At 70.4% G+C, this 13,692-nt stretch carries 5 protein-coding genes and 1 pseudogene; all 6 read left to right on the top strand.

The features are described from left to right. Nucleotides 1-24 precede the first annotated feature (24 nt). Nucleotides 25-1,410, top strand: a complete 1,386-nt coding sequence (gene accC / locus AC16DP_RS18015; protein ID WP_329729365.1) for an acetyl-CoA carboxylase biotin carboxylase subunit — start codon at nucleotides 25-27, stop codon at nucleotides 1,408-1,410. 188 nt (nucleotides 1,411-1,598) lie between these two features. Further along, nucleotides 1,599-4,778 carry a tetratricopeptide repeat protein gene (locus tag AC16DP_RS18010; RefSeq protein WP_329729364.1) on the top strand — a complete coding sequence of 1,060 codons (3,180 nt, stop codon included), beginning with the start codon at nucleotides 1,599-1,601 and terminating at the stop codon, nucleotides 4,776-4,778. A 24-nt stretch (nucleotides 4,779-4,802) separates the two neighbouring features. Continuing rightward, the gene (locus tag AC16DP_RS18005) at nucleotides 4,803-5,744 is read left to right on the top strand and encodes an ExeA family protein (RefSeq protein ID WP_329729363.1); all 942 of its coding nucleotides are present in this window, start codon (nucleotides 4,803-4,805) and stop codon (nucleotides 5,742-5,744) included. Nucleotides 5,745-5,749: 5 nt separating this feature from the next. Then, a complete protein-coding gene (locus tag AC16DP_RS18000; RefSeq protein ID WP_329729362.1) occupies nucleotides 5,750-9,676 on the top strand; it encodes a translocation/assembly module TamB domain-containing protein in 3,927 nt (1,308 codons plus the stop codon). A gap of 5 nt (nucleotides 9,677-9,681) precedes the next feature. Continuing rightward, nucleotides 9,682-12,813 (top strand): POTRA domain-containing protein, encoded by a 3,132-nt coding sequence (locus AC16DP_RS17995; protein ID WP_329729361.1) that lies wholly within the window; start codon nucleotides 9,682-9,684, stop codon nucleotides 12,811-12,813. Nucleotides 12,814-13,023: 210 nt separating this feature from the next. Beyond that, nucleotides 13,024-13,692, top strand: a pseudogene (locus tag AC16DP_RS17990) (CHAT domain-containing protein); the annotation flags it as partial.

The raw sequence follows: 13,692 nt of genomic DNA, 5'->3' as shown, positions 1-13,692 counted from the left end.
AGCGCCCCGCGGAGGCACGACATCGTGTTCAAGAAGGTGCTGATCGCCAACCGCGGGGAGATTGCCCTGCGGGTCATCCGTGCTTGCCGTGAGCTGGGCATCGCCACCGTGGCGGTGCACTCCACGGCGGACGCCAACGCCCTGCACGTGCGGTTCGCCGATGAGTCGGTGTGCATCGGTCCTCCCCCGTCCAAGGAGAGCTACCTCAACATCCCGCAGCTGCTCTCCGCGGCGGAGATCACCCGTGCGGACGCCATCCACCCCGGCTACGGCTTCCTCTCGGAGAACTCCGAGTTCGCCAAGGTGTGCCGGGACTGCAAGATCCACTTCATCGGCCCCCGGCCGGAGATGATCTCGCTGATGGGCAACAAGGTCCGCGCCCGCAACGCCGCGCGCGAGGCCGGCCTGCCCCTGCTGCCCGGCAGCATCGGCACGGTGAAGGATCCCAAGGAGGCCGAGGCCTTCGCCCGGGAGATCGGCTTCCCGGTCATCCTCAAGGCGGCGGCCGGCGGTGGCGGCAAGGGCATGAAGATCGTCCGCGAGCCGCACGCGCTGGCCCAGGCCTTCGCCACGGCGGCGGCCGAGGCCGTGGCCTCCTTCGGCAACGGCGACCTCTACATCGAGCGGTACGTGGAGAAGCCCCGCCACATCGAAATCCAAGTCGTGGCCGACGAGCACGGCCGCATCATCCACCTGGGTGAGCGCGAGTGCTCCGTGCAGCGCCGCCACCAGAAGTTGATCGAAGAGAGCCCGTCCCCGGCCCTCACCCCCGAGCTGCGCCAGCAGATGGGCGAGGTCTCCATCCGCGCCATGGAGAAGCTCGGCTACAACAACGTGGGCACCATCGAGTACCTGCTCGACGAGAACGGGCGCTTCTACTTCATGGAGATGAACACCCGTATCCAGGTGGAGCACCCGGTGACCGAGCTCGTCACCGGCATCGACCTGGTGCGCGAGCAGATCAAGCTCTCCTCCGGCGAGCCCCTCCAGCGCAAGCAGGAGGACATCCAGATGCGCGGCCACGCGATCGAATGCCGCGTCAACGCCGAGGACCCCGTCACCTTCGTCCCCTGGCCGGGGAAGATCACCGCCTACAGCGCGCCCGGCGGCTATGGCGTGCGTGTGGACTCCAGTGCGTACGAGAACTACACGGTGCTGCCGTACTACGACAGCCTGCTGGCCAAGCTGATCGTGTACGCGGAGGACCGGCCCACGGCGATCCGGCGCATGCAGCGGGCGCTGGGCGAGTACGTGGTGCAGGGCATCCGCACCAACATCCCGTTCCACCGGGCGGCCATGGCGGAGGACGCCTTCGTCGAGGGCAACTACGACACGCGCTTCGTGGAGCGGCTGCTGGCGTCCGAGACGGGCACCCACCGGCTGCGCAAGGCCATCGAGGAGACCCCCTAGGCCGGGCCTGCTCGCCTGCTCGCCTGCTCATCGCGCAACCCCCTGATCCTCCTGGGGGTTGGGGTGGGTGGATTCCTTGACCCGCGAGGGAGGATTCCGTTAGCCTCGGGCCTCCCTCGCTGTCTCCTTGAAGGAAGCAGAAACCCCGGATTTTCCTCGGGTTTCGCTCGGCCGGAAGCCCACGCTCGATGGACAAGAACAAGATCATCGAAGCCGCCGCCAAGCTCGTCGCGAAGGGCGCCTACGACAAGGCCATCAAGGAGTACCAGAAGGTCCTGGAAGTAGACCCCAAGGACGGCCGCGTCCTCCAGAAGATGGGGGAGCTGTACCAGAAGAAGAACGACAACGTTCAGGCGGCCCACTACTTCACCAAGGTCGCCGAGGGCTACTCGACCGACGGCTTCTTCCTCAAGGCCGTTGCGCTCTACAAGCAGGTCCTCAAGCTCAACCCCAACCTGCTGGACGTCAATCTCAAGCTGGCGGAGCTCCACCAGCAGCTCGGACTGATGTCCGAGGCCATGGCGTATTTCCAGATCGTCGCCAACCACTACGACAAGGCCGGCGACGTCAAGAACTCCCTGGATACGCTCAAGAAGATGGTGGATCTCGACCCCGAGAACGTGGCGTCGAAGATCAAGCTGGCCGAGCTGTACGCGCGCGAGAACATGCCGCGCGAGGCCACCCAGGAGTTCAAGAAGGCCGCCGAGTACCTCAAGCGCAACAACCGGATGGATGACTGGTTCCGCGTCGCGGAGCGCCTGTCCACCCTGGATCCGGACAACGTGGCGCTGGCCAAGGATCTGGCCCAGCAGTACCTGTCGCGCGGAGATCAGAAGCGCGCGCTGGCCCGGCTCCAGGTGTGCTTCAAGGCGGACGGGCGCGACGTCGAGACGCTCAACATGCTGGCCCAGGCCTTCCACGGGCTCGGCCAGACGGCCAAGACGATCTCCGTCTACAAGGAGCTCGCCAAGGTCTACCAGGAGCGCGGCCGCCACCAGGACGCCAAGAACATCTGGAACCAGGTCGCCGAGCTGGATCCGGCTGATCCCGACTACGAGGCGTACAAGGCCGAGAGCGCCAGTTCGGCTCCGGCCCCCGCGCCCGCCCCCGCACCCGCTCCGGTTCCGCAGCCTGCTCCCGCCAAGGCCCAGGCGGCTCCGGCGCCCGCGCCCCAGCCGACTCCGGCGCCCGCGCCCCAGCCAACTCCGGCGCCCGCGCCCGCCCAGGCCACTGCTCCGGCGCCCACGCCCGCCGCTCCGGCCCAGCCCGGCAAGGAGCAGTTCTCCAAGCTGCTGACGGAGACGGACGTCTACGTCAAATACGGCCTGCACGACAAAGCGCTCGAGCACCTGCGGAAGATCTTCGCGGTGGATCCGGAGAACCTCGACGCGCACGAGAAGGCCTTCCACATCTACGTCGCCTCCGGCAACACGGCCCAGGCCGGGGAGCAGCTGCTCAACGTGCTGCGCCTGTGCACGCGCCGCGCGGACGTGCAGCGCGCCCAGCCGTACCTGGCCATCATCCTCGAGCAGAACCCCGGCCACCCCGAGGTGCCCGCCTTCCTGTCCGTGCTGCAGTCGGATGAGACGGCGCCCGTCGAGGCCGCGCACGTGGAGTCCGTGGGCGAGGACGCCATCCTCGTGGACTCCAGCGACGAGGAGATCGTCGTCGCCGACGCGCCCCCGGATGCCCTGGAGCATCCGCCGGGCGATGAGCTGGCCCTGGTCTCCGCGAGCAGCTCCGAGGAGGAGGAAGGGCAGATCCTCTCCGGCGAGTTCGGCATCCCCGTGGACGCCGAGGAGGGCGTGGTGCTCGCGGACGAGCCCGGCGCGGAGGTGTCGGGCGACGAGCCCCTCTTCGGCGCCGGTGACGAGCCCGAGGAGGCGACGACCGTCTTCATGGAGCCGGCCGGTGAGGACGACGCCCTGGCCGCCCCCTTCGAGGACGAGCCGCTGGTGGCGGATGGGGAGCCCCTGGCGCTCGGCGACGACGAGCCGCAGCCCACGCAGGTGGCCGCGCCCTCGGCCGATCTGCTCCAGAACTCCTTCGAGGACGACGGCTTCTCCGAGGCGGAGCCCACGCGCGTGGCCATGCGCCCGGCGGAGCTGGACGAGCCGACCTCTTCTGGCGCTCCCGCGCTGACCTTCGAGGACGAGGGCACTCCGGTGGACACGCCGGCCCTCGTCGGCTCCTACGAGCTCGAGGAGCCCGAGCTCGAGCCCGAGCCCGCCCCCGTGGTGGCCGCGCCCAAGCCTCCCGCGCCCAGGGCCCCGGTTCCCGCGCCCAAGGCTCCGGCCGCGGCCGCCGCTCCGCCCGCCAAGGCCCAGCCCGCGCCCGCCGCGAAGCCTGCCGCGGCCGCCGCTCCGCCCGCCAAGGCCCAGCCCGCGCCCGCCGCGAAGCCCGCCGTGGCCGCCGCTCCGCCCGCCAAGGCCCAGCCCGCGCCCAAGCCGCAGCCCGTCGTCGCCCAGGTCGAGGAGCCCGCCGAGGAGCCCGCTGGCGAGGAGTGCGACGAGGCCAGCTTCTTCCTGGACCAGGGCCTCTACGAGGAGGCTCGGGAGATCCTCGAGACGGTGCAGATCGCCTTCCCGGGCCACGCGCGCGCGGAAGAGCTCATGGCCCGGCTCGAGGCGCTTGAGTCCGGTGGCGCTCCGGCCGCCGAGGAGCCCGAGGAGACGGCCGAGGCCCTCTCGGTGCCCGCCGTGCCCGCCCTGGGCGAGTCCCCCGCCGAGCGCGATGCGTTCGACCTGGCGGCGGAGCTGGCCGGCGAGTTCGGCGACCTGGGCGGAGAGCAGCCCGCGGCGTCCGCCGTCGAGGAGGACTTCCAGTACTCGGTGGAGGAGGTCTTCGCCGAGTTCAAGAAGGGCCTCGCCAAGGTCGTCAAGCCCGAGGACGTGGACACCCACTACGACCTGGGCATCGCCTACCGCGAGATGGGCCTCATCGACGACGCCCTCAACGAGTTCGCCGTGGCCCGCGAGGGCTGCATGGGCAAGAAGCGTGAGGTGGATTGCCTCACGATGATCGGCCTGCTGCAGGCCCAGAAGGGCGATGCCGGCGCGTCCGTGGGCACCTTCAAGCAGGCGCTCGCCAGCGAGCACGCCACCGGCGAGGTCGCCAAGGCCATCGGCTTCGAGCTGGGTCTGGCCTACCAGGCCATCGGCGAGGAGGGCAAGGCCCTCTACCACTACCAGCGCGTGGCGGCGCTCGACCCGAATTTCCGGGAGGTCTCCGGCCACGTGCAGCGGCTGGCCGCCACCACGTCTCCGGTGCCGGATCCCCTGCCACCGAAGGCGCCCACCGCTCCTCCCCCCGGTGCCATGCCCGCGGCCGCCGGAGCCGCCCGGCCGCGTAAGGTAGGCTACGTCTAGCGCAGTCCGAGGTTCGCCGAGCCCATGTCCACCTACCTCGACTATTTCGAGCTCACCCAGGAGCCCTTCTCCAACGCTCCGGTGAGCCGCTTCTATTACAACTCGGCCCAGCACTCCCAGGCGCTGACCCGGCTCATGCACTCGGTCAGCTACATGAAGGGTCTGTCGATCCTCATCGGCGACATCGGGGCCGGCAAGACGACGCTCGCGCGCCGCATGCTCGACTCGCTCCCCGAGTCCGAGTACGAGGCCGCGCTGCTCGTCATCATCCACTCGGGCATCACCGCCAACTGGCTGCTGCGCCGCATCGCCCTGCAGCTGGGCGTGGAGAACCCCGCCCAGGAGAAGCTGGCCCTCCTGTCCCAGCTCTACCAGCGCCTGCTGCAAATCTACGAGTCCGGCAAGAAGGCCGTCGTCCTCATCGACGAGGCCCAGATGCTGGAGACGCGCGAGCTCATGGAGGAGTTCCGGGGGCTGCTCAACCTGGAGGTCCCCGAGCGCAAGCTCATCTCCTTCGTCTTCTTCGGGCTGCCGGAGATCGAGAAGAACCTCAAGCTGGACCCGCCGCTCGCCCAGCGCGTGTCGCTCCGCTACAAGCTGGAGCCCTTCACCGCCGAGTCCACCGAGGCCTACATCAAGCACCGCCTCCGGTTGGCCAGCTGCCCGCGCATGCCGTTCACCAACGAGGCCCTGGTCGCCGTGCACCAGCGCTCGGGCGGCACCCCGCGCGTCATCAACAGCATCTGCGACAACGCCCTCTTCGAGGCCTTCCTCGCCCGCGAGCAGACCATCACCGACAAGCTCATCCACCGCATCGCCGACAACCTGGGACTCCAGGGTTCGGCTCTGCCGGAAGGGCAACAGAAGTCCGCCCCCGCCGCTGGCCCGAGCAGTCGGGCAAGCGGCAACTCGAAGATCGATCTCGCGGAGATCGACCGTTACCTTGAGGGGTTGGGTAAGCTGTAGCCGTTTTGGCTCCCCGGAACAGGCAGCAGGGCGCGCGCAGGCCGCCGCTGTGGCTCATCGTCCTCACGCTCGTGCTGGGGACGGTGCTGGTCCTTCGTACGCGCACCGCCTGGGACCAACTGTGCACGCAGGCCCGGCGCCAGCTGCCCACGTTGCTGGGGATGGAAGTGGGCGTCGGCGAGTGCGAGGTGGATCCACTCGGCCAGCGCCTCATCCTCCGCGGCCTGTCCGTCTTCGAGAAGGGCGCGGACACGCCCCTGTTCGCCGCGGACTCGGCCGAGGTGCAGCTCGGCCTGCCCAACCCGTTCTCCGGTCAGCTCGCCATCGACCTGGTGAAGGTGCACCGGCCGCGCGTGTCGCTGGACCTGACCCGTCCCAGGGCTCCCGCGGGTGAGCCCGGCGAGTGTCTGCTCAAGCCACTGCGGCGCTTGCGGCTGGCGCGCGTGGCCATCACCGGCGCGGAGGTGCGGCTGGCGCTGCCCGGCGATCGGCACGTGGAGCTGTCCGAGCTGGACGTCAGCCTGCGCGAGCGCTGGGGCGAGGAGGAGTTCGAGGTGGAGGCCCGGCGCGGCCTGGTCCACCTGGCTCCGGGACAGGAGCTCACCCTCGGACGGCTCGCGCTCTCGGGCGCGCTGGACGTGGACGAGGAGCTGCTGGAGCTGGACCGCGCCGAGGCGTCGCTGGACGAGCTGACGGTGAACATCTCCGGCCGCGTGGAGCAGCTGTGCGAGCCCATGCTCGCGCTGGATGCCCAGGTGTTCCTCCCGCTGCGCACGCTGTCGCGCTTGGGAGTGCTGAAGAAGCCCGCGGAGGGCCACCTCTGGACGCGGCTCACGGCCAACGGCCGCCCCACGGCGCCCAGCGTGTCCGTGGAGGTGTCGGGCAGCGGCATCTCCTATGCGCAGTACTCCCCGGGCTCCTTCACCGCGCGGCTGGCGTACGCCGGTGAGCTGGTGACGGTGGAGGAGCTGCTCGTCCCCATCGGCTCGGGCGGCAACGCGCGCATCACCGGCACGCTCGCGCTCCGTCCGGGGCTGCCCGTCGAGGTGGACCTGGAGACGCATGAGGCGCAGTTCGGCCGCATCCTCGAGAAGGCCGGCCTGACGGGCTCCTGGGTGGACTTCCCGGCCAACGCCAGGGCCCACCTGTCCGGCACGCTGCTGCCCAGGCCCAACCTGTCGGGCGACCTGGATCTGCGCCACGGCCGCTTCATCCTCGCCTCGCGCGCCTTCGATGCGCCCGTGGACTCCGGGCGCACCCTCCTCACCTACGCGGGCGGCCACGTGCGCACGCAGGTGTCGCTCCTGCCCGACCGCGTCACCTTCTCCGGTATCGAGATCGACTCGGGCCGCTCGCGCATCGGCGGCGACGTGACGCTCTTCTACGACTCGCAGAAGGGCCTCCTCGTCAACGCGCACGGCGACGCGGACCTCTCCGACTTCGGCCACATCGCCCAGCTGCCGTGGGCCGGACATGGCGCGGTGAGCACCACCGTCGAGGGCCCGTACTCGCAGGTGAAGATCGGCGCCACCCTGTCCCTGCGCGACTTCATGTTCTGGGACTTCGACCTGGGCGTGGTGCAGGGGAAGATCACCTACGCGGACAAGGTGCTGGGCTTCCCGACCCTCTCCGGCCAGAAGGGGCGCACCCAGTACTTCGGCAAGGCGGAGCTCACCTTCGGGCGCTCGCTGCACACGCGCGCCGAGGTGCAGGTGCCGCGCGGCCGCACCGAGGATCTGATCGACATCATCGCCCCGCTGCACTCCACCATCTCCGTCATGCAGGGGCCCATGCAGGGCGAGGTCTCGGGCCGGGTGGAGATCGACAGCCCGATGGACCAGTTCTCCGGTCTGGTGGCCCTGGACTTCAAGGACACCACCTACTACGGGCGGCACATGGGCAAAGGCTCGGCCCGGCTGCGCTTCGACAATGGCGAGGCCATGGTGCTCGAGCGCACGGTGCTGGAGGGCCGGCTGGGCCGCACCTGGGTGGATGGGAGCTTCTTCTTCTCCGGGCCCCAGAAGGGCGTGCTGGACTACCGCTTCGGCGGCGACAACCTGTCCCTCGCGGAGCTCGCCGGCCAGGAGACCGCCGAGCGCATGGGCCTGAGCGCCACGCTGGCCCTGGAAGGCACCGTCTCCGGCAACACGGACGTGCCGGTGACCACGGCCCACGTGTCCGGCCCGCAGGTCATCTTCGGCGGCCGCAACCTCGGCAACATGGGCTTCGAGGCCCGCATGGAAGGGCGGGAGCTGCAGCTCGCCGGCCGTCCCTCCCGCGACACCTCCGGCATCCTGTGGATGCGCGTGAAGGAGCCCTATCCCTTCGAGGCCGCGGTGACGCTGGAGCTGCCCGAAATCCGGCCGCTGTTGCCCGTCAACGACTTCACCCACGGCCTGTCCGGCTCCGTCAAGGCGGTGGTGCGGGCGCAGGGCGCGTTGAAGAACGCCCAGGCCATCCAGATGGACGCCACCGTGGAGCGGCTCACCCTGGCCCGCGGCGCGTTCTCCGGCGCCAACGAGGGCCCCATCTCCCTGCGCTTCGCCAACGGGCGCCTGGACGTGCCCTCCTTCTCCTTCCGCGGGCCAGACACCGAGCTGTCCGCGGCCGGGTGGATCAGCTCCGAGCAAATGGACTTCTACCTGCGCGGCGGCATGAACCTGGGCCTGCTCGAGTCCGTCTCACCCATGCTGGTGCGCACCGGCGGCCGTGTGGAGCTCAGCGCCGTGGCCACGGGCAGCCCGCGCACGCCCAAGGTGGCGGGCTCGGCCCTCATCTCCGACGCCAAGCTGTCCCTGCGCGACCAGCCGCTGTCCGTGCGCGACGTGAAGGGCCGCGTCGCCTTCACCGGCCAGCGCATCCTCCTGGAGTCCCTCGAGGGCTTCCTCAACGAGGGCCGCATGCAGGGCAGCGGCGAGGTCTCCCTGGCCGACTTCCGCCCCTCGGAGCTGATGATGAACGTGGCCCTCACCGACGTGGCCACGCGCTTCCACGAGGACCTGCCCTTCACCACCAGCGGCCGGTTGTGGCTCACCGGCACCCTGGACGCCATGCGCCTGGGCGGCGTCATGGACATCCGCAACCTGCGCTACCGCCGCGGCCTGGAGCTGGATGACATCCTCAAGCGCTTCTCCCGGCGCAGCGTGCTGGCCTCCCCCGCGGAGAAGCCCCGCGAGTACCTCACCTTCGACGTGGGCCTGCTCCTCACCGACGTGTGGGTGGACAACAACCTCGCCCGCGCACGGCTGCTCGGCTCGCTCAAGCTCACCGGCACCAACGTGCGCCCGGGTGTCCTCGGCGTGGTGGAGACCGCCGAGGGCAGCCAGGCCTTCTTCCGCAACAACCAGTTCACCATCGACCGCGGGCAGATCGAGTTCCAGGACCGCTACAGCATCGACCCCATGTTCGACCTGCGCGCCCAGGCCCAGGTGCGCGAGTACCAGGTGAAACTCCATGCCTTCGGCCGCCCGGCCGCTCCCCAGCTGCTCCTCACCTCGGAGCCGAGCCTCACCGAGGGCGATGTGCTGTCGCTCCTCACCCTGGGTCTCACCAGCACCGACAAGGAGACGGCCGCCTCGGCCAGCGCGGGCCTCGCCGCCGAGGCCTTCTTCAACATCTCCGGCCTGGACCGGCAGGTGCAGCGCTTCCTGCCCTCCAACCCCGTCCTGCGCGGCCTGTCCCTGCAGATCTCCACCACCTACAACGACGCCACCCAGCAGGCCGAGCCAACCGCCCGCTTGGAGTCGAAGTTCCTCACGGAGCAGCTTAAGATTGGCTTGACGCAGCCCGTCAGTGGGCGTGGAACTCGCGCTCGCGCCGAGTACCTTTTCGACAATCGCTTCTCCCTCCGGGGCCAGTGGGACAACGAGAACAGCGAGACTGCCTTCGGCAACCCTGGGATCGAGCTCAAGTTGAGCTGGGAGTCCCAGTAACGCTCGTGCTCTGCCTGCTGCTGGCCAGCGCCGCGATGGCGCAGCCGGCGAAGGAGGTGGAGCCAGCGAAGGCCGCCGGGGCACAGGCCTCGGAGACGGCGCCGCTCCCCGTGCGCCCGGAGCCGGTGCTGCCGGCCGGTCCCACGGTGGTGGCGGTGGAGCTGCACCTGCCCGCGGAGGAGGACTCGGCGGGGCTGGCGGAGCTGGTGGCGGTGCGCAAGGGACAGGCGCTGTCGGCCCGCGCGGTGCGCCGCTCGGTGGAGCGGCTGTGGTCCAGCGGGCGCTTCTCCGACGTCGTCGTGCGCACCGTGGACGTGCCCGAGGGCGTGCGCGTCGTCTTCGAGCTCACCTCCATGGCGCGCATCCGCCGCATCGACGTGGAGGGCAACGTCGTCCTCTCCGACGCGGCGCTCCGGGCGGCGCTGAAGGTGGACGGCATCGAGCAGGACAAGCTGCTCGACGAGGACGTGCTGAGGACGGCCTTGAAGGGCCTGTCCCGCGCGTACGAGCGCCAGGGCTACAACGACGCGCGCGTCCAGCTCACGCGCGAGACCGTGGCCGGAGGCGTGGCGCTCGTCTTCACCGTCTTCGAGGGCAGCCCCACGCGGGTGGCGGCCGTCTCGGTGACGGGCAGCCCCGGCCTTCCCTTGTCCGAGCTGCTCGCCACGCTGGGCCTGCGCGTGGGCGGCGTGCTGGACCGCGGTGGCCTGGAGTCCGGACTGGAGCGGCTGCGGACGCTGCTGCGCTCGCGCGGCTACTGGCGCGCCACGGTGGGCCAGCCCAAACAGCAGGGCGCGGGCGACGCGGCGACGGTGGTGGTGCCCATCTCCGCCGGGCCCCGCTTCACCTTCCACTTCCACGGCAACCACCGCTTCCCGGACACCGTGCTGGCGCGGATGCTCTCCTACGACGGCTCGGAGCCGCTGGACTCGCAGACGGTGGCGCGGCTGGCGCGGCGGTTGGAGTCCTTCTACCGCTACCGCGGCTTCAACGACGTGCACGTGGAGACGCGCGAGGTGCACCGCCCGGATGGCGAGGCGGCGGTGCTCGCCTTCGACATCGAGGAGGGCCACCCGCTGCGCGTGCGGCGCGTCATCTTCCGCGGCAACAAGGTCCTCTCCAACGAGACCCTGCGCGAGATGCTCACCGAGCACGTGCGCTCCAACGAGCCCCAGCCGGCCTCGGGGCCGCTGCTGTCGGACGCGGTGGAGATGGGGCCCGGCAAGCGCCACCTGGGGCCTCCCGAGTGGGTGCACAACCCGGCCACCGTCTTCGTCGAGGAGGCGTGGCGGGACGCGGCGGAGGTGATGACGGAGGCCTACCGCGAGCGCGGCTTCCTCCAGGCCCGGGTGCGCTTCACCAAGATGGAGCTGGCGGTGGGCCGGCGCTCGGCGGTGGGCTGGTTCGACGTGGTCGAGGGGCCGCAGATGCGCGTGTCCGAGATGCGCATCGAGGGCGGGCCCCCGGGCTTCGACGGACGCAAGCTGGTGCCCCTCGAGGTGGGCGAGCCCATGAGCAACGACGCGGTGGAGCGCGGGCAGCAGGCGCTCGTCACCGAGCTGGCGCGCAAGGGCTACCTCTTCGCCCGCGCGGATGCGGCGCCGAACCTCGCGGCCGGCGGCGTGAGCGTCCTCTACCGCCTGGAGCCGGGTCCCCAGGTGACGGTGGGCCGCATCCTCGTGCGCGGCACCTCGCGCACCAACGAGGAGGTGGTCCGCGCCACGGTGCGCCTCAAGGAGGACGAGGTGCTCAGCCCGGACAAGCTCTTCGAGAGCCAGCGCCGGCTCACGCTCCTCAACATCTTCCGGCAGGCCACGGTGCGGCTGGAGAAGCCGGACGTGCCCGAGGCCAGCAAGGACGTGGTGGTGGAGGTGCGCGAGCGTCCGCGCTGGGAGGGCGAGGTCGCCGGTGGCTACTTCCTGGCGGAAGGTCCCCGTCTGGGCCTGGACGTGTCTCGCTCCAACGTGGATGGGCGCGGGCTCAACCTGTCCGGCCGGTTGAAGCTCAACTACATCGGCTGGAGCGCGCAGGGCTGGGAGAAGGCCGCCATCGCCCGCGCCCGCTGCACCGCGGTGCCCGAGGAGTGCAAGGCGCCCGAGCCGTATGCCTGGGTGAGTGACTTCGGTGGCCGCGTCGTGCTGTCCGCCGCCCAGCCGCGGCTCTACGGCCTGCTGCCCCTGGAAGTGGGCGCCCGCTTCGATCTCATCGGCGAGCGCGTGCACCGGCCCTCGTACCTGTCCACCCGAGCCGCCGCGGTGGCGGGCCTGGACTGGTCCGCGACGCGTTGGCTGAGCTTCGGGTTGCAGTACGAGTTGGAAGGCAACCTGCTGGAGCGGGGAGAGCGCCAGCTCACCGCGCCGAGCCGCGCGGACCAGGAGCGTCTGCGCTTCCCCACCGGCTTCTTCATCCTGAACTCGCTGCGCGCCTCGGGCGCGGTGGACCTGCGGGATGACCCGGCCAACCCGCGCAGGGGCCTGGTGGTGTCCACCAGCGCCGAGCTGATGCGCGACATCCGCTCGCTGCCGACGAACGCCAGCGGCGAGCCCACGGAGGCCCAGCCCATCAACGGCGTGAAGCTGATGGGGAACGTGAGCGGCTACGTGCCCCTGCCGTCCCGTACGGTGCTGGCCCTGTCCGTGCGCGGCGGCACCATCGTGCCCCTGGAGCAGGACTCCTGGGTCATCGGCTCCAAACGCTTCTACCTGGGCGGCTCCTCCAGCCTGCGAGGCTTCCGCGAGGACGGCATCCTTGGCGAGGACCGGCGTACGTCGCTGCGGCGGCAGCTGGCCGACTGCCGCTCCCTGGTGCACCCGGCGGGATGCTCCACGGAACTGCTGACCATCCTCGCCGGCCAGCCGCCCACCAGCGAAGGCGGGCAGCTGTTCACCCTCGCCAAGGGCGAGCTGCGCATTCCCGTGGGCTCCTCCTTCGACGTGGGCCTGTTCCTCGAGGCGGGCAACCTCTGGGAAGACCTGGAGCAGTACCAGTTCGCCGCGTTGCGCTACTCGACGGGCATCGGCGCCCGCTACCAGACGCCGGTGGGCCCGCTGTCCTTCGACGTGGGCGTCAACCTGGACCCCGACGAGACGCTCAACGAGCCGCTCATGCAGTTCCACTTCAGCATCGGCACCTTCTGAGCCTGCTTCTGAGCTCTTCAGGCCACAGGGCCTGGCAGGGGCGTCGGGGGCCGCCTCCCTGGCTCCTCCCGGAGGGTCCCATGGCTCACAGGGCGCCGGTGGACACTCTACTCCGGGGAGCATCCTGACTCGGGAGGGTGGGCGGTGTTGTCCAGGAAATGGCTGGAGATCGATCTCGAGCGTGTCGAGGGGGGCATCCGCGCCGCCGCGATGGGCTGCCGGGGTGAGCACCCCGTTCCCCATACGCTCCCGGCCGTCACCCTGGAGCAATTGAGCCTTTTCGCCCGGAACACCGAGAAGGCCGCCGCTCGCGCCGAGCCCCTGGGGGAGAACCTGAAGCAGGCGCAGACCTTCTACCAGGCCCTCTTCCAGAAGGGCCTCGAGGAGGTGCTGGTGCGATTGCGTGAGGCCTCGGGCGACGAGCAGGTCCTCGTGCGGTTGATGATTCACGATGCCGCGCTCCAGGCCTTCCCCTGGGAGGCGCTCTGCGAGCCGGAGACGACCCTGTCCTTCCTGGGCAACTCGCCGGAGCTGCTCCTGGCCCGCGGCGTGAGCTCGACGGATCCCTGGCAACCCCGCGAGGTGGAGGGCGCGGTGCGGGTCCTGGCGATCGCCCCCTCGGACGAGTCGGCCCTCACGGGGCTCCGGGCCGCGCTCCACGACAGCATCGAGTCCGGGGAGATCGAATGGTTGGATCCGCTCGTGGGCGCCCGGGCCCGGCTGCCCTACCTCTCCGACTGGCTGAAGCGCGGGCGCACGCCCCACATCCTCCACTTCATCGGGCACGGGAGTGTCGACGAGAAGGGCGTCCCCCGCCTCCTGTTCGAGGATGACGAGGGCCAGGAGCGCGGGGTGGAGGTGGAATGGCTGGCCCAGCAG

It is taken from the genome of Archangium sp., assembly GCF_057119385.1.
The sequence above is the reverse complement of the archived record's forward strand: the minus strand, read 5'-3'. Positions and strand labels throughout refer to the sequence as shown.

Excerpts from the sequence above, each read along its gene's own strand:
- AC16DP_RS18010 (WP_329729364.1), top strand. The coding sequence starts at position 1,599 with ATGGACAAGAACAAGATCATCGAAGCCGCCGCCAAGCTCGTCGCGAAG.
- AC16DP_RS18005 (WP_329729363.1), top strand. The coding sequence starts at position 4,803 with ATGTCCACCTACCTCGACTATTTCGAGCTCACCCAGGAGCCCTTCTCC.